Below are 24,621 nucleotides of genomic sequence, written 5' to 3' on the forward strand. Positions count from 1 at the left end.
TATCAAACAATTGTTGCACATCAAAACCTTCATCGGCACCTCCAAAAATGCGGTAATGATCCAGATTTGGACCGCTTTGATCACCATCCTATTGCTCAAAGTAATGCGGGCAACAGCAAAATTTGGATGGCATCTGTCCAATCTTGTCGCCTTTATCCGTCTAAATATCTTTGTCAAAATTGAACTGCAAAAATGGCTCGACAGCCCATTTGTACAGCCTCAGGAACCAACCCAGAAAACCCTACAGGGGGATCTGTTTCCAAATTACCCTTAAAACAATCCTTAATAAGGTGCAAATAGGATATTAGTGTACAATCAAAAATTATTTAGGACAGCATTGAAATTTTCTCAATTATTTTTCAGCTTCCAGCCATAGCGGTTCCGACCTACAGCACTAAAAGGAATTTTATGCGGGAAGTGTGATGCTGAATTTGGCGCCTTGATTGGGTCCGCTGCTCATGCCTTTGAGACTTCCGGAGTGACGCTCGATGATTCTTCGGCTTAAATAGAGTCCGATTCCGGTGGATTTTTCACCTGCTGTACCTTTTCGGCCATAATTGGTGAAGCGATGGAAGTATTTTTCAATACCGGAGGGGTAAAATCCAATTCCCTGATCCGAGATGTCGATGTGCACATTCCCTGAATATACCCTACAGGTTAGGGTGATTTTTCCGTTTGGAAAGGAGAATTTACAGGCATTGTGGAGGATGTTTTGGATCACCTGTGAAAATAATACCGGTGCTACCCGGACCTCAAATCCCTCGGGAATGTCTAGTTTTAAGTCCAGCTTTTTATCATTGATTATCGGTTGGAGCGTATTGATGGACTTATTTACCAATTCGATCAAGGAAGTCCTTTCCTTGTCTTCGGCTTTGATTTCGAGTTGATCCTCCTTCAGTTGATCCAGGATGAAATTGAGCAAGTCCAGCTGCTTCTGATTTTCTTCGTAGATGTGATTGATGTAGTCCGGGGCTTCTTCGCTGTTTGGATCGATTTTGAGCAGGTCTGCCAGGCCCATAGTACGGCTGATGGGAGCCCGGAGATCATGGGATAGCAGGGTAATCATATCCTGTTTTGCCTGTACAAACTCATCCATACTCATCAGCGCGGTTTGGACTTTTTGCATGAGAATGCCGGCTTCATCTTTGAATCCAACCGGCAAATTGGGTAAAGTACGGGTGTTGATATAGGCCTCCAGTGCATTTTTACTTACTATCAAAGGCTCCAGAAGTCGGTTTAGAATATATAACGTGGCCGCTGTGGCTAGCAGGGTGAGGATCAGTATGAGCAATAGCATTTCTGCCTGAGAGACAGGCCTGCGATCACTCAGCACTACATAGATGAGCATCCCGATCAAGGGAATGTGAATACCCAGAAATGCGATAAACAGGAATTTGTAGGAATATTTTTTTAAAAAGGACAGGCCTGAGAGCAATTGGTAGATTTTCATGTACGCAATGGTTAAAAGTATAGTCGCTAGTTCGTTACTTCTTGTATTTTATACAATTTGTCTATCCAATTTTAAACTAAAAAGCAAATCATGTTTTTGTCTTCTTTCCGGATCAGAAACGAATTTCTCTTCTTTAAAGAAATAGAGAGAAATACCGCCCTTCCAAACTTTCTGTTCTACAAAGGAAGATCCTCGGAGATAGTTAAGGTTTAGGTAATTAATTTTCACTTCAACCGAAACCGTAATCCGTCTACCAATAGGCACAAGCCTGCCTGAAATATAATCAGGGAAATTGTTCCGTACCAAAACCACTCTTCCCCGGAGTACCTTGCAAATCCTGCGTCCACTGTCATGCAGAGCCCTGTTCCGGTAAGAAGTAAGCCAGAGACTGACTGGACAAACCATCTGATCTTAGAAGTCATTGTGTCTGAAGTTTACGTTGTTTTTTTTAAAACCGATCAATCATCACCATTCCATTTTCCTGAAAGGAATCCATCGCAATCAGTGCATCGGCAGCATCTTCCAGAGGAATTCTTCTCCCGATGAGCTTTTCCGGATTGATTTTTCCTGAAAAAATCAACTGCATCATTTCCGGATAGGCGTGGGCTTGCATGCCATGGCTTCCTAGGATCTCCAGTTCTTTGGCGATGACCAAATGCATGGGAATGGGAGGGTCGGATTGACTGCCGGCCATCAGCCCGATTTGAATGTGCCTTCCCCGCTTTCGCAGTGAAGCGATAGAATTGTAGCAGGTGATCTTGCTTCCCAAGGCATCCACTGAGACATGGACGCCGCCTTTGCTCAGTTCTGCGATAGCGGAAGGAATATCAGGGGTATTCCTTCCATTGAGTATCAAGCTGGCCCCAGCTGCTTGGGCGAGCGCCAATTTTTCATCCGAAATATCCACAGCGATGACTGTGGCTCCTAAGGCCGCTGCGATCATGATTGCCGATAAGCCCACTCCCCCGCAGCCATGTACTGCAACCCATTGTCCTCCGCCGACTTTGCCTTGTGCCACAATCCCCCGAAATGATGTAGCAAAACGGCATCCCAAACTTGCAGCCGCTTCAAAACTGACCGATTCCGGTATCCGAACTAAATTGGTTTCAGCCCGGTGGACGGCCACATATTCCGCAAAAGATCCCCAATGGGTAAAACCGGGCTGGAATTGATCATCGCAGATTTGATGATTGCCACTTTGGCAGGTGGAACAAATGCCGCAAGCGCAAACAAAGGGAACCGTGACCTGATCCCCAACTTTCCAGTTTTTGACTCCTTTTCCCACTTCCTGAATGATTCCGGCAAACTCATGTCCCGGTACATGAGGCAATCGGATATCCGAATCATGTCCCATCCAGCCATGCCAGTCACTTCGGCAAAGTCCGGTGGCTTGGACTTCAAGTATTACTCCATTTTCCGGAGTATGTGGATCAGCAACTTGTGTGAGGATGGGTTTTTTCCGGAAAGATTCGACAAGAAGGGCTTTCATTTTAGATTTGGTTCAATTTCTAAAGGTTGACAAAGCTGAGGTAAAATTGTTGGGAAAATTGGAGGTTTTGTACGAAAAGAAAAAACCGCGAGCGTTCCCCCTCACGGTCTTAAAACTAGTTCAAATTAATTCAAATTGGCTTCGACCCGACTCAGCCTGACAAGACTGCAAACCGATCACTGGGACTGCCTACTTTTTACACTTCAAATCCTGCGCGGTAGGTTCTGCCTACAAACTGATTGGCTTCTTCCAGGTTGGTGATGCGCATATTTTCTCCGTCCCACAGCAGTTTCTTACGTCCGAAGAATTCCTGCTGACCCCGGCTGTTTTCTCTTCTGAGCATGTAGCTTCGGATGGCAAGATTTCCCATCAAAACGGTCTCGGTCATCGGGCCTGCATAGTCGAATGAAGAGGTCAGACCTTTGTGTTCAGGTGAACCAAAACCAGCTTTACAAGCGTCCACCCACTTGCGCTGATGTCCGTACTCCGGCTCGGTACCCTCGATTCGATCCGGCCCAAAGTCCTGGGTTCCATCATTGAGGTACAGTTTAGGCATCAGTGGAGAGCTATCGTTGATATTGTGCGAGATGATTCCCTTCTCTCCGATTAATAAAACTCCATTGGCTGAGTTGGCGCCGCCGATTTCATGATCGGCAGGGATGATGTCAGGATGTGATGGCCGTAGGCCACCATCACTCCAGGTCATTTCCAGTGGAACCGGATTTTTTGCAGTAGGTGCATAGTGCAAGGTGATGAATGAGGAAGCCGGGCAACCTTCAGGATGGTAATCCGCCGTCCACATGCCGGAGTAGACAGATCCTACAGAGCATTCTGCGTCTTTCGGGTAGTGAAGTCCGAGTGTGCGGAAAGGGATATCCATCAAGTGGCATCCCACATCGCCCAATGCGCCTGTTCCATAATCCCACCAACCTCTCCAGCTGAATGGATGCATTCCCGGAGTGTAAGGCTTGTAACTGGCTGGACCCAGCCAAAGATCCCAATCGAGATCAGCGGGTTTTTGGTTTGGATCAGGGGCAGGAAGTGGGCCTCCCTGTGGCCAAACGGGACGATTGGTCCAGACTTGGACTTTGGAGACATTTCCAATCTTACCGGTGTCGATCCAGCCTTTGACCATATCAAGCAATGGGTTGGAGGCGCCTTGATTTCCCATTTGGGTGACGACTTTTTGCTCCCGCGCCATTTCGGTCAGTATTCGGGCTTCGCGAATGTTGTGCGTCAGGGGCTTTTGTACGTAGACGTGTTTGCCTCGCTCCATGCAGAATTTCGCTGCAGGACCGTGGACGTGATCCGGTGTGGAGATCGTTACCGCATCGATGTCTTTCATTTCCTCCAGCATCTTACGATAATCCGCATAGAGTTTGGCATTCGGGAATTTGGCCACAGATTCTTTAGCCGTTCCGGAAAAGTCCACGTCGCAAAGCGCGACTACACGCTCTCTGCCGTTGACGGACGCATTCAAAATATCGGTGCGGCCTTTTCCTCCAGCCCCAATTGCCGCCAAATTAAGCTGGTCAGAAGGCGCCGTGAAACCTACTCCTCCCAAGATGTGCCGAGGCACAATGAAAAATGAAGAGGCAATTGCTGAGTTTTTGATAAAGTCTCTGCGGGTTTGTCCTGCAGCGGTGTGATCAGGTTTTTTCATGGGCTGTTGTTAATTCAGGTTTAATAGTAATACAAAATAAGAATTATTGTGTCCTGCAGGAAGGTGTTTTGATGAAATGACAGATTAAATGGATCAATGGTTTGACTTGGAGATTTAAAATGTTTTGAATCTGTCGAGAAATACCAAATTTAAAATTTTGGATTCTAAAGAGGAGAAGAATATAATTTTTTAAATCAGTGGCATTTTTGAAAAAAGTGTAATCAAATATCGATTGCGTAAAAAAATCTTCAATTTTTAAAAGGCAGGATGGGCAAATAATTGTTAAGAATTTACTTTAGCTAATATTTTGGAGTAAATTATTCCTCATACCCTGTTTAAACATTGTTAAATGAAAATTGGAGTTCTCAAAGAGACCAAAGAATTTGAGCGAAGAGTTGCACTCAGTCCTGATGTAGTCAAGCTGCTCAAAAAGAAAGAATTTGATGTTGTCATCGAGACAGGAGCGGGAGAAGGATCTTATTTTTCCGATCAGGATTACCTGAATGCCGGTGCGATCGTATCAGGAGTCGCGGAGGTATTTGCTTCTGATGTGCTTCTGAAAGTAAACATCCCCACCCTGGAAGAAATCGCCCAGATGAAGCAGGGCTCGGCCTGCATTTCATACATGTATGCCTACCAGCATCCCGAAATCATCGAAGCACTCAATAGAAAGTCGATCTCTTCCTTTTCCATGGATGCGGTACCCCGAATCTCCCGTGCGCAAAAAATGGATGCGCTGTCCTCACAAGCCAATCTTGCTGGTTATAAAGCAGTGATCCTTGGGTCCAATTATCTGGGGAAAATTTTCCCACTGATGATGACCGCTTCCGGGACAATCACACCTGCCAAAGTGCTGATTTTTGGTGCAGGAGTGGCAGGACTGCAGGCAATTGCCACAGCCAAGCGTCTCGGTGCAATCGTGGAAGTATCCGATGTAAGACCAGAGACCAAAGAGCAAGTCGAGTCCCTTGGAGGTAGATTCCTTACTGTAGAGGGTGCGGGAGTGGTAAAAACTGAAGGCGGTTATGCCCGGGAAGTTTCGGCTGAATTTCTGGAAAAACAACAACAGCTTATCAAAGACAAAATCAAGGATGCTGATCTCGTGATCACCACTGCATTGGTGATGGGAAGGAAATCTCCGATTTTGGTGACTGAGGAAATGGTGAAATCCATGAAAACCGGTTCGGTGATCGTGGATATGGCTGTGGATTCCGGCGGCAACTGTGCGATTTCTGAAAAGGATAAAACTGTGGTCAAACACGGGGTGACCTTGGTGGGCGAGTCCAATCTTCCTTCCCTGCTGCCATTAAATGCCAGTCAACTTTATGCTACCAACATCAGCACGCTGTTTTTACACCTTTTCAACTCATTTGGCCTGATTCCTAATCTTGAGGAAGAAATCACCAAAGGGGTGATGATCACCCATGAAGGTCAACTCGTCCATGAGTTTACCAAAAGTATTCTCAATCCACCAGCTAAAAACTCTTGATATGACCCTGGAGTCCTTAATTATTCTCATCTACGTCTTGGTCCTGGCGAGTTACCTGGGATTCGAACTGATCACCAAAGTACCACCTACGCTACATACCCCACTGATGTCCGGGTCCAATGCGATCTCCGGAATCACCATCGTGGGAGCCTTGATCGCAACGAGCGAATTAGGCTTTAGTACACTCAGCAAATATCTGGGCATGCTTGCACTAATTCTTGCTACTATTAATGTGGTCGGGGGCTATGCCGTGACAGATCGAATGCTCAAAATGTTCAAGAAGAAATGACAATAGCCGTACAACTTGCATATTTGCTTGCTTCCATTCTTTTCATAATTGGAATCAAGCTCTTGGGGAAAACCAAAGACGCGCGCAGAGGCAATATGCTTTCTGCCGTAGGGATGCTGGTCGCCATCGCAGCGACTTTGATTACGCTGAATATCCTATCATTTATTGAGATTTTCGGCTGTATGCTGGTGGGCGGAGCGATAGGTTTATACTACGCCAAAAAAGTAGAAATGACCCAAATCCCGGAAATGGTTGCTCTTTTCAATGGTTTCGGTGGATTAGCTTCTTTGAGCGTTGCGCTTTCAGATCATTTCCTGAAGACAGAAGTTTTATCTCTTGAAATCGACCCAGTCAACTCGGTCAGTATCATTGCCAGCGTGTTGATTGGTGGAATCACATTCACCGGTTCGATCGTGGCTTGGCTAAAACTCAATGGAAAGATTTCCGGTCAGCCAATCACCTTCAAAGGACAGCATTTGCTGAATCTGGCCTTGCTGCTTTCATTTTTGGTGATCTCGGTTTTCACTTTTCTCTACCAAAATGACCCGATGTACATAACAATTCTGGTGGCTATGGCCCTTCTTGTGGGGATTTTGATTGTGATACCGATCGGTGGAGCTGATATGCCGGTAGTTATTTCACTTTTAAATTCCTACTCCGGAATGGCCGCTTGCGCCACAGGATTTATCCTGAATAATAACGTGCTAATCGTTGCGGGTTCGCTCGTCGGTGCATCGGGAATAATCCTCACTCAGATCATGTGCAAAGCGATGAATCGCTCACTTACCAATGTGCTTCTGGGAGGCTTTGGTCAAACTGTAGCTGCAGGCGGACAGGATGGACCCGCAATTGTGATCAAGGAAATCGGGGTGGAAGAGACTGCCATGCTCTTTGATTCTGTGTCCTCGGTAATTGTGATACCCGGCTATGGTATGGCGGTGGCACAGGCGCAGCACGTGATTCGGGAGCTGATGGAGCAATGCGAAAAACGGGGGATTGATTTCAAATTTGCCATTCACCCCGTCGCAGGTCGTATGCCGGGACACATGAACGTCCTGCTGGCTGAGGCAAATATCAGCTATGACAAGCTGATCGAAATGGAAGCCATCAACGATGAATTTGCTAATACCGACCTGGTGTTGATCGTTGGTGCAAATGACGTGGTCAATCCTGCAGCCCGAACCAATCCGCAAAGCCCGATCTATGGCATGCCGATACTGAATGCAGACAAAGCCAAAACCGTCATCGTCAGCAAGCGAAGCATGGGCAAAGGCTATGCAGGCGTGGAAAATGAGCTTTTCGGCTATCCCAACTGTCTGATGCTCTTCGGTGATGCCAAGCAGACGATCACCAAAGTGGTGAGTGAATTGAAGGAATTGGGATAAAAACAGGGTCCGACTTCTTCCTAACATGTTGTTTACAAAGAATTGCTTTTAGACGTTGTTTTACATTGAAAATCAGAATTCTGTGTTAGGTTTGAAGCAAGGTTGGTTTTGGCTAATGGCTTAAATCCGTAAATGGAAATAAGTCCTGGAAGATCAAAATCATTCTGGCAAAATAATTGCGCTATCGCCTCTTATGAATCTATCACTCATCACCTCAATGATCCTGACTTTTACCCTTTTTCTGAGTCAGGTTGAGTATAAGCAATTGATCGGAAGCTGGCAATTGGTTCATTTTGAAGGAATGGAGAAAATTGTGAAATCTCCACAATATCAAAATGCGAATGCCCTGGAAAAGGCCGGGATGGACGCCCGGATTAATTACCGTTTGGAAAACACAGTCTATCAGTTCGTAGAAGGAGATATATTGAAATTCACTGATTTTGAGAATCAGGTGGTTGTCCAGAAAGAGGCAAAAATCGAATTGATGGATGGGAATATGCTCGTCATCCATGAAGAAAAAGGAGATCGACTGGCGCAGATCATTGAGTTTTCCGAAAACAGAATGGTGCTGCAACCCATTAGCAAAGCGGCTGCATCAGGTCGACTGATCTTTGAACGAATAAAAAAATAAACACCCTTAAATTAATCAGAAAGCTGCTAGGGACTCCTTGGCGGTTTTTTTATTGTAAGTCCAATTGCAACTGTTTCGGCAACAGCTGAAAACTCTTCCTGTGCCAAATGGTGCTTCCAAATTTTTCAATTCCCTCCCGATGAGCTTTAGTCGGATAGCCGGCATTACGTTCCCATGCAAAGTGAGGGAAATCCAAGGCCAACTTTTCCATCAATTCATCCCGATAAACTTTGGCAAGAATTGAGGCCGCAGCAATGCTGGCGTATTTTCCGTCTCCTTTAATCACGCAGGTAAAAGGAAAATTCAAGTCGGATTTCCAGCGATTGCCATCAATCAGCAAATGTTCCGGGATTACCTTGAGTTTTAAGATTGCCCGTTTCATTGCCAGAAAAGAGGCGTTTAGAATGTTGATTTGATCAATCTCTTCTACGCTGGACTCAGCAATGGCCCAAGCCAATGATTTCTCTTTGATCTCTTCGATCAGCTCTTCCCGAATTCTTTTGCTCAGCTTTTTGGAATCATTGATCCAGGGATTCTGATAGTCAGAAGGCAGAATGACAGCCGCAGCTATCACAGGACCGGCAAGACATCCTCTGCCTACCTCATCGCATCCTGCCTCGAACCGATTAGCTTCTAAATAAGGGAGTAGTGACATCGTGATGTACTTCTCGGACTTTGTAAAATTTATGAATCATCTCTGCGACCAACCCCGTCCATCCTGTCTGATGAGAGGCCCCTAGCCCTTTTCCCGAGTCTCCATGGAAATATTCGTAAAATAGGATATAATCCTTGAAATGGGGGTCTTCCTGGAACTTCTTATTCTGACCAAAAACAGGACGATGTCCATTTTTATCTCTCATAAAGATCTTCATGCATCGCAGGGAAAGTTCCTTGGCGATGATATCCATTGTCAGGAAATTGCCGGAGCCTGTCGGATACTCAATCGAAAAGTCTCCGCCGTAGTAGAAGTCAAACTTCTTGAGCGACTCGATAATCAGGTAATTGATCGGAAACCAGATTGGCCCGCGCCAGTTGGAGTTGCCTCCAAACATGCGCGTGTCGGATTCTCCCGGGGTGTATTTGATGGAAAGGGTGTCCCCGTTGATTTTCATTGTATAGGGGTTCTTTTCGTAGTACTTGGAAAGTGAGCGAATCCCATAGTCACTCAGAAACTCATCCGAATCCAGCATTCGATGCAGGACACTTTTCATGCGGTGCCCACGAAGCAGGGAAAACAGCCTCCGCTTATCGTAGCCGGGCTGAATCCAGCTGGAAACAAGTGCCGCCAGTTTGGGTTTTTCCCGCAGGAAAAAATCAAGACGTTTTTTGAATTCAGGCAAGTTGTCAAACAGATCTTCGCGGATCGGTTCGACAGCAAACAATGGAATCAAGCCGACAATTGACCTTACTTTCAGTTTTTTTGGATCTTTCCCTTTGATGTGAAAGATATCATAGAAGAAATTATCCTCGTCGTCCCAAAGCGAAATATGCTCCGAGGAAATGTTGTTCATCGCACCGGCGATATACAGGAAATGCTCCAAGAATTTGGTGGCACTAAACTGGTACACTTTGTTAAACTCACAAAGATCCAATGAAATCCGAAGGAGGTTCAGCGAAAACATCGCCATCCATGAGGTACCATCTGCCTGTTCGAGTTTTCCCTGGTAGTATTGGGCGTGATTTCGATCGAAAAGTGAAATATTGTCCAGTCCCAAGAAGCCGCCTTCGAAGATGTTGTTGCCCTCGGAGTCTTTTCGGTTGACCCACCAGGTGAAATTGAGCATCAGTTTATGCATCGCACGCTCCAGAAACTCCTGATCGCCTTTGCCACCGTTAAGTTTTTTGTCGATCTGATATACCCGCTGCACGGCATAGGCATGTACGGGGGGATTTACGTCTGAAAAATTCCATTCATAGGAAGGGATCTGCCCATTGGGATGCATATACCATTCATTGAGGAGGAGTTGGAGCTGACATTTTGCGAATTCCGGGTCAATCCGGGCAATCGGAATGCAGTGAAATGCCAGGTCCCAAGCTGCATACCAGGGGTACTCCCACTTATCCGGCATGGAGATGATATCGTAATTCTGAAGGTGACGCCAGTTGTTGTTTCGGCCTTTTTTACGTTGCTCAGGGGGAGTGTACCTTCCGGGATCACCTTCCAGCCAGCGATTGACGTCATAATAATAAAACTGCTTGGACCACATCAGCCCCGCAAAGGCCTGTCTTTGGATGGACTTCAGATCAGGATCGGTAACTTTGACTTGGATTGTTTCATAAAATTCATCGGCCTCTTTTTTGCGAAGCTCCATGATTTTATGACAGGAGTCTAGGGGTTTTTCTTCGATCTGATGCTGCATTCGCATTTTGATCGACGTGCTACCACCTGCCGGAATCTCCAATTCGAAGATTGCAGCTGCTTTGGTTCCGATATTTTTTGGGTTAAGTCCCGAATTGTCCCCCGAAACGACATAATTATTGATTCCGTCTTTGCAGAATGTTTGTTCGTTGGGTATTCCGTAAAGTTTCTCCCGGTTGGTTTCATTGTTGCAAAAAGCCAAGTCGGAATTGCTGCAAAACGTAAAAATGTAATTTCCTGATTTCGGGCTGAAGGCCTTGATGGAGTGATCATCGAGCTTACTGATTTTGGGCATGAAGGGTTCATGGCCTGTAAACCAGGTTTTCCGAAACCAGATCGTTGGCATCACGATAAGCTTAGCGTCTTCAGGCCCACGATTGTGCACGGTGACGATGGCTACAATATCTTCTATGTCATTTTTTGCATATTCAATGAAAATATCAAAGTAGCGATCCTCATCAAATATTCCGGTATCGATCAGCTCATATTCGTCCTGCAGTTTGCCGGCCTTTTTGTTTTCATCAATGAGTTTTTGATAGGGGAATTCTGCCTGAGGGTACTTATATAGCATCTTCATATAGCTGTGAGTCGGCGAGGAATCAAGGTAGTAGTAGATTTCCTTCACATCCTCTCCGTGATTCCCCTGATTCCCGGTTAATCCAAACAGCCGCTCCTTAATGAAAGGATCCTTGCCGTTCCAAAATCCCCAGGCCAAACAGAGCTTTTGCTTGTGGTCTGAGATTCCGGCGATTCCTTCTTCACCCCAGCGGTAAGCTTTGCTGCGGGCGTCGTCGTGGGTGACATTTTCCCATGCAGCACCATCCGGACTGTAATCTTCCCGTACGGTACCCCATTGTCTTTCAGTAAGGTAAGGCCCCCACTTCTTCCAATGTTTCTTCCTCTCTTTATCTTCCTGTAATCGTATATATTCAGCTGACATGCACTTTTTCTCCTTTGAGCGAGGCTCGAAATTATCAATTTCTGAGTATTAAAGTGAAAAATGCAGGGTTCTGTTTACTAACGGTATTCTAATATTTTTAAAGTTGTAGAGGTCTTGTGGTTGGTAGAAAAAGGCGAAGTAAGAATGATTTTTCTAAAAAAGGCCATAGAAATCGTTTTCCAAATCTGCTATTTGGAGAAATGAATTATTTTCAACCACCAAGCTGTCAGGGGATAGGGGATTTTCGGATGACAAAATAAAAATGAAAATTTTTTTGATCTACACTTGTAGAATTAACTTATTGCTCTACATTTGTAGAGAACAATGCTAATTCTGATCATGAAACTTACTCCAACCGAAGAAGAATTGATGAATCATCTATGGAGGCTCAAGCGGGCTTTTATGAAAGATTTATTGGAATGCTACTCGGATCCCAAGCCCGCGACCACAACGGTTTCCACATTGCTGACCAGAATGCAGGAAAAGAATTTTGTAGGGTATGAATCAACCGGAAAGTCCAGAGAATATTTTCCCCTAGTCAGTAAGGAGAGTTACTTTTCAAAGCACCTCAACGGTCTGATCAAAAACTTTTTCAACGATTCTCCAGCTCAGTTCGCCTCATTTTTTGCCAAGAAAACCGAGCTGACCCAAGAGGAACTCTTACAACTCAAAAAAATTATTGATGACCAACTAAACAGTAAAAAATGATACTTTATCTTCTGAAATCCGTCTGTTGTTTGCTCATTTTGTTACTGTTGCATCGCTTGATTCTCCAGCGGGAGGCGATCTATCAGTTCAATCGATTTTACCTTTTGGCTGCTGTAATTGGATCTTTTTTGATTCCCTTGGTGGAAATTGAGGTTGTAGAAAAAGAAATACAAACTCCTCAAATCGTAACTCAGGAAATATCTCCAATCCAAGATTTTCCTGTTGAATCTTATCCGGATTTTAGTCAGGAATCAGTTTCAAAGGTTGTTGTGGCAGAGAAGCCTTTTGATTGGAACGTGCTTTTTTGGACAGTTTATGGATTGGTTACGCTAATTTTTTTGATTCGATTCGTTCGAAATATCAATTTGCTCTTCGATAAAATCAACAAGAACGTTCATCTGCAGTTTCGTGGTGAAACCTTGATTTTGCTCAGAGGACAAAGCATGCCTTTTTCTTTTCTAAGCTATATTTTTGTTTCGAAAGACTATTTTGAGTCTGGCCAACTGACAGATTCAATTTTTGCCCATGAGCAAGCCCACGTGAGGGGCAGACACACTTGGGATAACCTGTTGATCGAAGCGTTACTCGTGCCATTTTGGTTTCATCCCGGACTTTACCTTGCTCGGCAAGCTATTAAGTTGAATCACGAATTTATTGCAGACGATGCTGCCCTTCACGTCACTCCCTTAGATCAGTACAAAAGTTTCCTGCTTGCCATGATGCTACCTGATCAAAATCAGGGCTTGGTCAGCAGCCTTAATTTTTACCTCACCAAAAAACGATTTGAAATGATGAAGCGACGAACAGCAAATTCAGCCAAGTGGATTATGATTTTGAGTTTAATCCCTGTTTTAGTGGCGTTGGTTTACGTTTTCAGTGAAAAAGTAACTGCCCATAGGGGAGAAGAAAGAAAGGATAGGTTAGCGGTTGATATGGATAATGAAATCAAAGAAACAGAAATCCAAATCCTCATTAGACCTGATGGAAAACTAGAAGTCGATGGGCAAATCATCAAATTAACTCAATTGGCTGAGCTGATTGAATCAATAAATAAAGAAAATACACTTGCTCGAATTTCTGCAGATCCTGAAGTAGAAATGGGTTTTTTAGGTGATGTTCAGGAGGTTTTAAGGGAAAATGACCTGAGAAGGGTGATTTATGAAGATGCTATAGTTCAAAAAGAAAATGAAGTTGATACCGTCTATACGCTTGTTTATGGTCTTCCATTTCAAAGTCTGACTAATGCCGAATATTACAGCGAAACCAAGTTTCGAGTTAAACATCCAAACGGAGAAATTGAAGAATTCAGCTACGAAGAATTGCCGGAGAACCACAAAAAGAATTTGCCAAATCCTCCGGGGGCAGTGAGTAAAAAAGTCCCGAGCTCGGAGCTTTTTGAAAGCTGGAAAAATGGAGAGGAATTTGCGATTTGGATCGATGGAAAAGTCACTCCAAATTCAAAATTAGAGGAGATGAAGGCCTCTGAAATTGTATGTTATTTTTCCAGTTTCGTCCACTCAAATGCTCGATCGGAGCGATTCCCTCAAAATCACCAAGTCCATATTTATACTCTATCAGGTTTTGAAAATACCTATGGGAAGAATTCAAGTTTCGGCAAGAAACCGAAGGGAGGCACTATAACTATTGGGGAGGTGAGTCCGAAAAATAATAAGGTCAAAGACACTATTTCTTCGGGATCCAAACAATACATTCCCACCAGCCAGAGCTATCAAAAGCAAGTCACAGAATTCCAACTTCGAATCACAAATTGCGGCCTTTTTACTCAGCCTTCAACTGAGGAAATTGAAGAGCTGAGGACGCAATTCTTAACCTTGGATAAGACCTACTTTAACCTGTCCATGGAGGATCGTAGAAAAGTTCAGCGGGCCAACTTCCCCTACGCCAAGATTGAAAAAGATGGTCAGATCAAATACAAAAAGTTTGAATACCTGACTCCAGAGGAGCGGAATGCATTAGGATGCTAGCTCTGCATTAACCCAAAGCCGGGATCGAGTCCTGTGGGTAAACTGTTTCGCTTTCCTGCTCTGAAATGACAACTTCTGCAACCAATTCCCTGAAGACGGTTTGCCAGGAATCAGCCCATTTGATGTAGTGGGCTGAATAGCTCTTTTTCTTTTGCATTTGTTCCAGCTTGGTAAAGTCGAAATTTCCCGAAGCAATTCCCACCCCTGAAGCCTCAGCATCTAGCGCATTGCAAGCTTGTTCATATTGCCCTGCTACAGGAATCATCATGACCGGTTTTCCTAAGTAATTGGCTTCGCACACGGACTCAAATCCTGCTGTGCAAACCAAGCCTTTGCAGTGGGCCATGTCCTGAAGGAAGTTTTTGTCATGGACACGATGAAAACTCAGATTGGGAAGGGGATGCTCCGTTTCCGCAGCTTCCTTTTTGTCCCAATAGGCTTTGATTTTCAGGTGGGGATTTGCATTCGCAAAGAAAATCACCTCCTCAGCATAGCCAGGATTGACCATGTAGGCCAAATAAAAATCCCCGGTTTTAGGTATCAAAAGCTTCACTTCTGGTCTCAAAAGTGGCGGAACTACCCGGACTTTTTGATTGGAAAAGTGAATTTGTGGCAAAAAGCTCAAAGCCAATCGTTCATCTGCACCCAAACTTGTCAGAGCAGTATTGAGCCGAAAAAGGAGCTTGTCCAGTGGTTTGTCCGGAGCAAATTTGAAATTCGGATGCTCGATCAAATACTGATGGCCAATGACCCAAAACAAGGCTTTAGGACGGTAAAGGAACTTGTAAAGTCCACCTAATAGATCGTAAAAGTTTAGAATGACATCCGGGTTTTTGGCTTCTACGATTTGATCTATGGCCTTCAGACTTTTGTGAAAAGTCTTCAACTTCAGGCTGTTTTTCAAAATAGTTTTTCGGATCGAGATTTTCTTTTGATTGCCGTCCGTTTCGAAGTTTGGACTTTCGACCAAATGAATTGGGGCATTAATTTCTCTCCCGAAAAACTCAGGGACTGCTCTTCTTTTGCTTTTCCCCAAAATCACTCCAGACAGGTGATGACCATTCCTTTCCAGAAGTCTTTCAAACGAAATTGCCTGGGTCATGTGCCCCCGACCTTCGCCCTGAACGATAAATAGGAAATTCATTTTAAAGTCGGTAGGAAGGTGGATTAATGTCGTCTATTGGCAATTCAAAAGACACTTTGCGAAGCGGAATCACAGGTCGCTCATTTTCCAAATCCGGGCTTCCTGCGCTGGTTTGGTTGTCGATTTGAATCCCTTTGAAGTCAATTTCATTGTAATAAATCAGCTGCCAATTGCCCTCATGATCCTCGGCCAAGGCGCTCATCGTTTCCACCCAATCGCCGGAATTCATGTATTCGATGCCGTCAATCAGTCTGCATTCGGCTTTGTGTATATGTCCACAGATGATTCCGTCGCAGCCCTTTGCCTTTGCCATTTTGGCAAGTTCGGTTTCGTATTGATCGATATAAGAAACGGCTGATTTGACTTTGCCTTTGATGTATTGGGAAAGCGAAAAATAGGGCAAGCCACTCTTTCTCCGGTAGTGATTCACCACCCGATTGAGCCAAAGCAAGAAGGTGTATCCCATGTCCCCGAGATAGGCAATCCATCTCAGATTAGTGGTCACACTGTCAAAAACGTCCCCGTGCGTGATGAGATATTTTTTGCCCCAAGACTCATAAATCATATCCGTCTGGATATGCAGTTTGCCGATTTGCAGGGGTAAAATCTGCTCCAGAAAATCGTCATGATTTCCCCGGAGATAAAAGACGCTGGTGCTGTGATTCTCTATCATCTTCAGAATCCGGTTGAAAAAGCGGGTGTGCTTTCGCTTCCAGCTTCCGGATTTTTTGAGTTGCCATCCGTCGATGATGTCTCCGTTGAGGATGAGGTTTTCACATCGGTATTGTTTCAGGAACCGGGCGATTTCCTTGGCCTTGGAGCCTTTGGTGCCTAAGTGAACGTCAGAGATGACGATAGTTTTGTAGTGGGTCTGCACTTTGTTGGTTTTGCTCGAAAGCTACCGCAGTGATATGAATCCATAATGTTTAGGTTGTTAACAAATTGCTATGAATTCCAAATTTTATTCTGCAAAAATGAACGTTGAGTTAAGGCAAGATGAAAAATGGGAATGGAAGTTAGGATGTAAGGAGGTTAGGAAGTTTGAGCGTTTGGATTTGAGGCAACTTCCCATTATGATCTATTTCTTATTTAAAGTAGATTTTTGTTAAAGGAAATTGGAGGGGTTTTTTTAGAAAGAGGCGAGAAATTCAAAATATTAATGTCCAATTATCAAGTAGGTGGATTACTTCCTTTAAAATTGATTATTGAGTTTGATCATTGAAAATTTTAAAAGGGCTTTACTCATCGGTCACCGTACCTCCGACACCAAGTCTTTTTATTCTTTTACTCAAACGGTTAAAAAACTTGGAGATGACTTTTTAGTTTCGAAGCTGAAAATAAAATCATCACGATGAGAAAAATTTTACTAGTGTTTGGGCTCATTCTGATCAATTGGTCAGCTTTGGCCCAAGAGGATGTGTACAAGGGCAATTATGAACTTGCGGCCCGGTTTTCCCCGGAAAAATTGAAGAAAATGATTTTCTCCACCAGTGTAGATCCGCACTGGATGAAGAAGTCAGATCGCTTTTGGTACGAATATGAGACCTCGGACGGCAAAAACTGGTACCTTGTTGACCCTGTTCGTCGGACGAAAACTCCGCTTTTCGACAAAGACAAACTTGCCGCCGAGATCACTAAGGCGGTCAAAGATCCTTTTGACGGACAGCACCTCAAGCTCGATGAGCTGAAATTGATGGAGGATGAAAATACCATTCGGTTCAAGGTGAAAAGTACAGTAGATGTGCTGAAATCTGACTGGGCAGAGATCAAAGCCAAAAACAAAAGTGCGAAGGATTCGATGGAGAAAAAGGTCCATACTTTCCTCTACAACATCAGCACGCAGCAGTTGACTGAAATCGAAACCGAGAAAGACCCCAAGCGACTTGCCTGGGCAAACATAGCTCCGGACTCATCCAAGGTCGTTTTTGTGAGGGAATACAACCTCTACTGGATGGATAAGGAAAACTTCCTGAAAGCCGTAAAGGATGAAAAAGACTCCACTATCGTGGAAAATCAACTCACCACCGACGGAGAAAAAGACTACGAATACGGTTGGGGTGATCGTGGCGATGACAACGAGGAAGTCGAAAAGAAGAAAAAAGACCGCAAGCGAGTGGGGGTGCTTTGGTCCACAGACAGCAGGCAGTTTATCCTCACCCGTACCGATCAGCGCAAAGTCAAAGACCTTTGGGTGATACATAATACCCGCGATCCCCGTCCGACTTTGGAAACCTACAAGTATGCGATGCCGGGAGAAAAGGAGCAGCCTCAGACCGAACTGTTGCACTATTCTTTTGACTCCAAAGCGCTGAGTAAACTCCCAATTTCCACTTTCAAAGACCAAACCGTTTCGCTGTGGTCCACCACGCCTCCTACAAATACCCGTGATGATGACTTCAGACCCACACTCTGGCTGGGGGACCTGAATGAATTCTACTTTGCGATCACTTCCAGAGATCTGAAGAAAGTGGATGTGCTCCGTTGGAATATCGAATCCGGTCAGAAAGAGGTGGTGATCGAGGAGCGAAGCAATACCTACATCGACTTTGAAAAGTTGGAAATCGTCGGCAACGAGTTGATTTGGTGGTCTGAGCGTGACGGTTGGGGACATTTTTACCTGTATGGAAAAGACGGGTCACTCAAGCGTCAACTCACTTCTGGGCCTTACCACACTGCCGGTGCGGCTCGGGTAGATTCCAAAACCCGTCGTTTGTTTTTTACTGCCAATGGTCGTGAAAAGGGCGAAGACCCCTACTACGAGCACCTCTACAGCATCAGTCTGGATGGTGGTGCAGTCACACTACTGAACAAAGGCGATTTCAACCACTCGATCGGTATCAATGACAATGCAGGTTTCTTTGTCAATACCTTCTCCCGAGTGAATACTACGCCGGTTTCCGTATTGATGGACCGAAACGGGGCTAAAATCATGGACTTGGAGACGGCCGATCTCAGCCAGCTTTTTGCCGCAGGCTACAAGTTTCCTGAGCCATTCAAGTTCAAAGCCGATGATGGAATCACCGACCTGTACGGCGTGATGTACAAGCCTTTTGATTTTGACTCTACCCGAAAATATCCCCTGATTCAGTACGTGTATCCGGGTCCTCAGACTGAGGCGGTCAACAAAGCTTTCGGGCGAGGTTTGGACCGCACAGATCGATTGGCGCAGTTTGGTTTTGTGGTGGTGACTTTGGGTAACCGTGGAGGCCATCCTGCCCGATCCAAGTGGTATCATAACTATGGCTACGGAGACCTGAGAGATTACGGCTTGGCGGATAAGAAAGCCGCAATTGATCAATTGGCCGATCGTCATTCCTTCATCGATCGCAACAAAGTCGGGATTCACGGTCACTCGGGCGGAGGTTTTATGTCCACAGCTGCGATGCTGGTTTATCCCGATGTATTCAAAGTGGCCGTTTCCTCCTCCGGTAATCACGAAAACAACATCTACAACCGCTGGTGGTCAGAGAAACATCACGGGGTACAGGAAAGAATTCTTCCTAGCGGAGATACGACTTTTGTCTATCAGATTGAGAAAAATCCAGACTTGGCCAAAAACCTAAAAGGTCACCTGATGCTTAGCACCGGAGATGTGGACAACAACGTGCATCCTGCCGGTACCATCCGTATGGCCAATGCCTTGATCAAAGCGGGAAAACGCTTTGAGCTGGTGATGCTTCCCGGGCAGCGACACGGCTATGGGGATATGGCCGAGTATTTCTTCTGGAAAATGGGGGACTATTTCGTACAGCATTTACTCGGAGATAATACCCCTCCTCCCGTCGATATGGTGGAGATGCAGCGGGAAAAACCGAAAGACAAGTAGGTTACAAACAGTAAAAAGTAAGTAGTGAAAAGTGCTAAACCTTTGATCCTGATATTTTCAGGATCGAAGGTTTTTTTGTTTTCACCTCAGAGCGGCAAAGGGGAGCGAAGGTTTTTACCACGAACCGCCCTGAGACAACTTGACCGCCAAATTTTCCCGGAGGAGGAATGGGGTAAACTTGACCAAACCCGCTCAATCGTCCAAAAAGTCAAGCAGGTTTCCTGTTTCTTTGATGGTTAATTCGATCCTTTTTTCAGAACTAATCAGTAAAAAAATATCGTGTATTTCATCATACTTGTCAAATTCCCAAACTCGTCCCTCCCATTTTGCCAATAAGATTTCCTCGATTTCTTCTTCCAGCAGCCAAAGCATCCCTTTCCTATCCGCGCCATATATTTCCGCAAGCTCCCTGACCAGATTTTCCAGGGTTTTGATCTGAGCAGGCTCAAATTCGGGGGCAATTAGCGTCATCATCCGATTGTAGAGATAGGGAGAGGTGACCACTTCCACTTCTTCAAACAGGTCAAAGATCGGAGTCGTAGGTTTCTTTCTGGAAATAAACCGGGGATGTCTGGACCAGCTATAGAAGTGTTCTTCGATAAGAGAGTAATCCGAACCGGGATAATCATCCAAGCCGATCCCCAGCAGCTCCTCCAATTTTTTGTTAAAGTTCATAGCCTTCTAGCTTTTAGGAAAAAATTACAAAAATTCTTTGGATGAGTTTGTAAGTAAGTAGGGTTTTGGGCTAAAAACAGAATTTTATTTTGAAAAATAAGAAAATTTGTATCTGCAGCAACGTGATTGCTATTTTTTGTACCAATCGTCTTCCTACAGCAAGAACGTTCCTACATTTTGGTCCATCGTTCCTACTTTTTGCAAGAACGTTCCTACATTTTGGTCGATCGTTCCTGCTTTTTGCAAGAACGTCCTTGCATTTTGGTCGATCGTTCCTACTTTTTGCAAGAACGTTCCTACATTTTGGTCGATCGTTCCTACTTTTTGCAAGAACGTCCTTGCATTTTGGTCGATCGTTCCTACTTTTTGGTCGATCGTTCCTACTTTTTGCAAGAACGTCCTTGCATTTTGGTCCAACGTTTCTGTAAAAAGATGGAACGTTCCTATAAATTGATAGAACATTCCTTAAAAAACATAGAATGTTCTATCTCCAGATAGATCGTTCCTGTAAAATGATAGAATGCTTTACTCAGGGATAGAAATGGAGTAGTTCGACCCATTTAGGGTCGTAAGAATCTTTTATTATAATTCTCTTGTCCACGGGTTGCACCCGCGGTTATTGATAAGTTTGACCCCTGTCGGGGTCAGGATTTTACCGGTTTGAAAGGGATGAATAGGGTCATTTGATACATTTCCGGAATATTTAATGATCCTGAAAGGATCGAACTTCTGAATAGCCCTAGGTGCAACCTAGGGAAAAAGGAAATCAAGAATCAAGGATAACAACCCCGAACGGGGTTGAACTATTGGGAATGCTCGCAGCTCGCTGTCAAAAAAAGCGGCCTACTTCACTTTACCCATTAAAAATCAACTTAAAGGTCGTCCCCTCACCAATGACAGAGCGGACTTGAATATTGCCTTTGTGGCGTCGCATGATCTGCTTGGACAGGCTGAGGCCGATGCCGGAGCCTTTCTTTTTGGTGGTGAAAAATGGGATAAATATCTTGCCCAAAGCTTCTTCCTCGATGCCTTTGCCGGTGTCGCTGACTTCCAGGATGATCTTTCCTGCCTCGTCTATAAAGGCCCGTAGCGTGATCACTTTTTCATCGGCATCTTCCAAAGCCTGAATCGCATTTTGGAGCAGATTGATCATCACCTGCTCGATCTGCATCTGATCGCCAAAGAGGATCAATTCCTTCGGATTCAGCTCCTTGACAAGCTTAATCTCATGTGCCTCCAGCTGATTCTGAAGCAGCACTTCCAGTTGGTCGAACAATCGGGAGATCCCGATACTGCCAAATTTCGGCATGGGGATATGGGCCAAGCTTCGGAAATCCGATACGAAACTGATCAGACCCTCACTTCGCTTTTCGATCGTGGTGATGCCCAATAGAAAGTCTTCCATATCGGTTGGACTCAGGGGTTCGTTGTGGTCCATTTTGTGTTCGATTTCCCCTTTGAGCGTTCCTGCTAAGGAAGAAATCGGCGCGATGGAATTCATAATCTCATGGGTGAGCACTTTGACCAGGTTTTGCCAAGCCTCCATTTCCTTCTCTTCGAGTTCGGATTGGATGTTTTGCAGGGAGACGAGCTTGAATTTTTCCCCTCGCATCAGAAGCTCGATCACATAGACCGAGAGCTGCATGATTCCGTCGGGATGGGCGATTTTGATCAGTTCGGAGCCGCCGGTGCGGAGATTTTGGATGGCGAGGTGGAGTTCCTTGTTGATGCTTTCGATCTCTGAGATGCTTTTGAGATGGTCGACATTTAGCATACGCTTGGCGGCAACGTTGAGAATCTGGATTTCCCCATTTTCCCCAAACGTGATCAAGCCGATGCTGAGGTGCTTGAATACCGATCGGAAGTACTGATAATTCGCTTCTTTTTCCGCCTGATCTTCTTTCAGCTTCGCCAGGATCGCGTTGAACTCGATGTGCAGATCATCCGTTTCCGTCCCGTCAAACTTGACCGGGTAGAGTTGAGAGTACTTGTCCTGTTTGATGTTGTCCAAGAAAAGCCGGACTTTCTTAAAGGAGCTTTCCGAGTACCTTATCAAAAAAATGATCTGAAAAACCACCAAAATCAGGAAAAGGGAAATCATAAAGACCCCCCAATCGTCGATCATGGCGTAGGCAAGCAAAAACAGTGATGCTGCGACCAGTGCGATCCGGCCCAGCAACCCAACTCTATAATCCATATTTTTCCAGTCTTCTGTAAAGGGAAGCCCGGGTCAATCCGAGTTCCTTGGCTGCTTTGGAGATGTTGCCGCCGTTTTTGTCGATGGCCCGCTGAATGGTGCTGCGCTCCATGTCGTCCAGATTCAGCGTGACTGCGGTAGGGGCTTTTTCGGATGCCGGCTTTGCCGAAAGGAAAAAGAAATCCCGCGAATCCAGTTCATCTCCCTCGGCCATGATGATCGCCCGCTCGATGGCGTGCTGAAGTTCACGGATATTACCCGGCCACTGATAGCGCTGCAAAAGCTCCATGGCAGCAGGTCGGAATCCGGTGAAATTCTTTCGGTACTTCTGTGAATAGCTTTTCAGAAAGTGATTGGCCAAAGTCGGGATATCGTCCTGTCGTTCGCGAAGCGGAGGAAGGAAAATCTCCACCGTATTGATCCGGTAGAGCAAATCCTGACGAAAGGTATTTTCCATCACCATCTCATGGACGTGCATGTTGGTGGCGCAGATCAGGCGAATGTCGACAGGAATGGCCTTGTTGGTACCGATGCGGGTTACTTCTCTTCGCTGTAGCACGGTGAGGAGCTTGGATTGTAGCGGCATGGAGAGGTTACCGATTTCATCGAGGAAAAGGGTTCCTTTGTCCGCGATCTCAAATCGGCCTGCCCGATCGTCTTTGGCATCGGTAAATGCACCTCGCTTGTGACCAAATAGCTCCGATTCAAAAAGCGTCTCGGTGATCGCTCCCATATCCACGCCAACGAAAATCTCGTCTTTGCGAAGCGAGCGGTCATGAATCGCCTGGGCAATCAATTCCTTCCCGGTTCCGTTTTCACCCAAAATCAACACGTTGGCATCTGTCTGAGCGACTTTGTCAATGATGGAAAAGATGTTTTTCATCGAGGCACTTGCACCGATGATGTCAGTGTAAGGCTTCTTAAGGTCGGTTTGTAGCTGCTTTTGTTTTTTCTGAAGCTTGTCCACCTCATCGTAGCTTTCTTTGAGCTTGATCGCTGAGGAAAGGGTGGCGATCAGTTTTTCATTTTGCCAAGGCTTCAGGATAAAGTCGGTAGCGCCTTCTTTCAATGCCTGCACGGCCATCTCCACATCTCCAAATGCGGTAATTAAAATGACGACCGCTTTGGGATCAATTTCTTTGATCTGTTTGAGCCAGTAAAAGCCTTCTTTGCCGGAAGTGGTGTCTTCCCGGAAGTTCATGTCCAGGAGGATGACATCGTAGCTGTGGTTATTGATCAAGAAGGGAATCCTTCGGGGATCTTTTTCGATCATGACTTCTTTGGCGTGCTTTTTAAGGAGCATTTTTGCTGCAAAAAGCAAATCTTCGTTGTCGTCGATGATCAATATCTTACCTAAGTTTTGAGCTTCCATTGTTGATTGTTTTGCCTCAGTAGGGGGAAAATGATGCCAAGTGCAAATAAGCCGATTAGGGTGCTTTTTTCCTTGAAAAATGTACGGAAATGTACATAATTATACTGTTTTCGGACAGAAGTGTCCGATTGGGCGGTCATAATCATTTTGTTACCTTTGTAAATCACAAAAACAAAACAACATGCAAGCTAAAAAAGGGGATGCCGTGAAAGTCCACTACACTGGAAAACTGGAGGATGGAAGTATTTTTGATTCATCGGTTTCCCGTGAGCCGCTTGGCTTCACGCTGGGCGACGGAAATATGATCAAGGGTTTTGATGCTGCCGTATATGGTATGGTTATCGGAGATAAGAAAACTGTTACGATTCCTGCTGCCGAAGCGTATGGGGAGCGCAGACAGGATATGATGATCGATGTGCCGCTTAGCCAAGTTCCGCCCAACATTCAGCCTGAGATTGGTCTTCAGCTTACCCTACAGGGTGGTGGTGGTCAGCCGATGCAGGTGACTGTGGTGGATATGACGGAAGAAAAAATCGTCCTGGACGCCAATCACGACCTGGCTGGCAAGGATTTGATTTTTGAGATTGAGCTGGTGACGATTAATTGAATAATAAAATCCGCGGAGATCTGCGACTTTTTTCGCGTCAATCTGCGGGAACTTCATGAAAACTATCTAAAAAAAAACCGATGGAGAACCTTGAGGCCACTGAAAAAGTCCTTTAATGGTTAATTGTTAGTAAAAAAAGGTGTAAGAAAATTACTTTTCTACACCTTTTTTTGTATCTTTTTGTGTATAAAATACTCAATTTCATGCTGTTACATCAACAAAAGATTAAGTTCAGTGAGTATGGCTCCATTTATGATTTGATAGTGCCAAAGGACAATCTTCTTCGAAAGATTAATGACATCATAGATTTTAGTTTTGTTTACCAAGAGCTGGTTAATAAATACTGTACTAATAACGGACGTATGGCTCAAAGCCCTGTTCGGATGTTTAAGTACCTGTTGCTTAAAACCAT

General features: G+C 45.0%; 20 protein-coding genes and 2 pseudogenes. 10 read left to right on the forward strand and 12 right to left on the reverse strand.

Annotated features, from left to right (window positions below; all coding sequences use genetic code 11):
- A pseudogene (locus C4S61_RS20240) lies at window positions 1–274 on the forward strand (IS4 family transposase); the annotation flags it as partial.
- A gap of 132 nt (window positions 275–406) precedes the next feature.
- Here C4S61_RS20240 and C4S61_RS20245 read toward each other — a convergent pair.
- The 4 genes from C4S61_RS20245 to C4S61_RS20260 form a co-directional block, all read right to left on the reverse strand.
- Window positions 407–1,450, reverse strand: coding sequence for a sensor histidine kinase (locus C4S61_RS20245; RefSeq protein ID WP_103926607.1), 1,044 nt, complete (start codon window positions 1,448–1,450; stop codon window positions 407–409).
- Between the two features lie 224 nt (window positions 1,451–1,674).
- Window positions 1,675–1,872, reverse strand: a complete 198-nt coding sequence (locus C4S61_RS21720; RefSeq protein WP_146064459.1) for a hypothetical protein — start codon at window positions 1,870–1,872, stop codon at window positions 1,675–1,677.
- Window positions 1,873–1,898: 26 nt separating this feature from the next.
- Window positions 1,899–2,939: a zinc-dependent alcohol dehydrogenase family protein gene (locus tag C4S61_RS20255; RefSeq protein WP_103926609.1), complete on the reverse strand. Its 1,041-nt coding sequence runs from the start codon at window positions 2,937–2,939 to the stop codon at window positions 1,899–1,901.
- A 196-nt stretch (window positions 2,940–3,135) separates the two neighbouring features.
- Window positions 3,136–4,602 carry a Gfo/Idh/MocA family protein gene (locus C4S61_RS20260; RefSeq protein WP_103926610.1) on the reverse strand — a complete coding sequence of 489 codons (1,467 nt, stop codon included), beginning with the start codon at window positions 4,600–4,602 and terminating at the stop codon, window positions 3,136–3,138.
- Between the two features lie 349 nt (window positions 4,603–4,951).
- Here C4S61_RS20260 and C4S61_RS20265 point away from each other — a divergent pair, with 349 nt between their 5' ends.
- The 4 genes from C4S61_RS20265 (at window position 4,952) to C4S61_RS20280 (ending at window position 8,396) form a co-directional block, all read left to right on the forward strand.
- The gene (locus tag C4S61_RS20265; RefSeq protein ID WP_103926611.1) at window positions 4,952–6,091 is read left to right on the forward strand and encodes a Re/Si-specific NAD(P)(+) transhydrogenase subunit alpha; all 1,140 of its coding nucleotides are present in this window, start codon (window positions 4,952–4,954) and stop codon (window positions 6,089–6,091) included.
- Window position 6,092: 1 nt separating this feature from the next.
- Window positions 6,093–6,380 (forward strand): NAD(P) transhydrogenase subunit alpha, encoded by a 288-nt coding sequence (locus tag C4S61_RS20270; protein ID WP_103926612.1) that lies wholly within the window; start codon window positions 6,093–6,095, stop codon window positions 6,378–6,380.
- Window positions 6,377–7,765, forward strand: coding sequence for an NAD(P)(+) transhydrogenase (Re/Si-specific) subunit beta (locus tag C4S61_RS20275; RefSeq protein ID WP_103926613.1), 1,389 nt, complete (start codon window positions 6,377–6,379; stop codon window positions 7,763–7,765). The genes C4S61_RS20270 and C4S61_RS20275 overlap by 4 nt, the downstream gene beginning before the upstream one ends.
- A gap of 193 nt (window positions 7,766–7,958) precedes the next feature.
- A complete protein-coding gene (locus tag C4S61_RS20280; RefSeq protein ID WP_103926614.1) occupies window positions 7,959–8,396 on the forward strand; it encodes a hypothetical protein in 438 nt (145 codons plus the stop codon).
- 49 nt (window positions 8,397–8,445) lie between these two features.
- Here C4S61_RS20280 and C4S61_RS20285 read toward each other — a convergent pair whose 3' ends face one another.
- Together C4S61_RS20285 and C4S61_RS20290 are read right to left on the reverse strand one after the other, a co-directional pair.
- Window positions 8,446–9,051: a ribonuclease HII gene (locus C4S61_RS20285; protein WP_103926615.1), complete on the reverse strand. Its 606-nt coding sequence runs from the start codon at window positions 9,049–9,051 to the stop codon at window positions 8,446–8,448.
- Window positions 9,023–11,695: an MGH1-like glycoside hydrolase domain-containing protein gene (locus tag C4S61_RS20290; protein WP_103926616.1), complete on the reverse strand. Its 2,673-nt coding sequence runs from the start codon at window positions 11,693–11,695 to the stop codon at window positions 9,023–9,025. Before C4S61_RS20290 ends, C4S61_RS20285 begins: the two co-directional genes overlap by 29 nt.
- A 339-nt stretch (window positions 11,696–12,034) precedes the next feature.
- Here C4S61_RS20290 and C4S61_RS20295 point away from each other — a divergent pair, with 339 nt between their 5' ends.
- Together C4S61_RS20295 and C4S61_RS20300 are read left to right on the forward strand one after the other, a co-directional pair.
- The gene (locus tag C4S61_RS20295; protein ID WP_103926626.1) at window positions 12,035–12,403 is read left to right on the forward strand and encodes a BlaI/MecI/CopY family transcriptional regulator; all 369 of its coding nucleotides are present in this window, start codon (window positions 12,035–12,037) and stop codon (window positions 12,401–12,403) included.
- Entirely contained in the window at window positions 12,400–14,388 is a 1,989-nt protein-coding gene (locus tag C4S61_RS20300) for a M56 family metallopeptidase (RefSeq protein WP_103926617.1), read from the forward strand. Before C4S61_RS20295 ends, C4S61_RS20300 begins: the two co-directional genes overlap by 4 nt.
- Window positions 14,389–14,395: 7 nt before the next feature.
- On the opposite strand, the gene C4S61_RS20305 is transcribed toward C4S61_RS20300, so the two are convergent.
- On the reverse strand, window positions 14,396–15,532 hold the full coding sequence (locus tag C4S61_RS20305; protein WP_103926618.1) for a glycosyltransferase family protein: 1,137 nt from the start codon (window positions 15,530–15,532) through the stop codon (window positions 14,396–14,398).
- 1 nt (window position 15,533) lies between these two features.
- Window positions 15,534–16,409: a UDP-2,3-diacylglucosamine diphosphatase gene (locus C4S61_RS20310; protein ID WP_103926619.1), complete on the reverse strand. Its 876-nt coding sequence runs from the start codon at window positions 16,407–16,409 to the stop codon at window positions 15,534–15,536.
- A 474-nt stretch (window positions 16,410–16,883) separates the two neighbouring features.
- On the opposite strand from C4S61_RS20310, the gene C4S61_RS20315 reads away from it, so the two are divergent.
- A complete protein-coding gene (locus C4S61_RS20315; protein ID WP_103926620.1) occupies window positions 16,884–19,358 on the forward strand; it encodes a S9 family peptidase in 2,475 nt (824 codons plus the stop codon).
- Between the two features lie 192 nt (window positions 19,359–19,550).
- On the opposite strand, the gene C4S61_RS20320 is transcribed toward C4S61_RS20315, so the two are convergent.
- The 4 genes from C4S61_RS20320 to C4S61_RS20335 all read right to left on the reverse strand — a co-directional run bounded on the left by C4S61_RS20320 (window position 19,551) and on the right by C4S61_RS20335 (window position 23,602).
- On the reverse strand, window positions 19,551–20,033 hold the full coding sequence (locus C4S61_RS20320) for a hypothetical protein (RefSeq protein ID WP_103926621.1): 483 nt from the start codon (window positions 20,031–20,033) through the stop codon (window positions 19,551–19,553).
- Between the two features lie 153 nt (window positions 20,034–20,186).
- Entirely contained in the window at window positions 20,187–20,426 is a 240-nt protein-coding gene (locus C4S61_RS20325; protein WP_103926622.1) for a hypothetical protein, read from the reverse strand.
- A gap of 460 nt (window positions 20,427–20,886) precedes the next feature.
- Entirely contained in the window at window positions 20,887–22,230 is a 1,344-nt protein-coding gene (locus C4S61_RS20330) for a sensor histidine kinase (RefSeq protein WP_103926623.1), read from the reverse strand.
- Window positions 22,220–23,602, reverse strand: coding sequence for a sigma-54-dependent transcriptional regulator (locus C4S61_RS20335; RefSeq protein ID WP_103926624.1), 1,383 nt, complete (start codon window positions 23,600–23,602; stop codon window positions 22,220–22,222). The genes C4S61_RS20330 and C4S61_RS20335 overlap by 11 nt, the downstream gene beginning before the upstream one ends.
- A gap of 181 nt (window positions 23,603–23,783) precedes the next feature.
- Here C4S61_RS20335 and C4S61_RS20340 point away from each other — a divergent pair, with 181 nt between their 5' ends.
- Both C4S61_RS20340 and C4S61_RS20345 read left to right on the forward strand, forming a co-directional pair.
- Window positions 23,784–24,209, forward strand: a complete 426-nt coding sequence (locus C4S61_RS20340; protein ID WP_103926625.1) for an FKBP-type peptidyl-prolyl cis-trans isomerase — start codon at window positions 23,784–23,786, stop codon at window positions 24,207–24,209.
- 203 nt (window positions 24,210–24,412) lie between these two features.
- Window positions 24,413–24,621: pseudogene (locus tag C4S61_RS20345) on the forward strand (IS5/IS1182 family transposase); the annotation flags it as partial.

Source organism: Algoriphagus boritolerans DSM 17298 = JCM 18970 (assembly GCF_900108085.1).
In the GTDB taxonomy this organism is placed as follows: domain Bacteria; phylum Bacteroidota; class Bacteroidia; order Cytophagales; family Cyclobacteriaceae; genus Algoriphagus; species Algoriphagus boritolerans.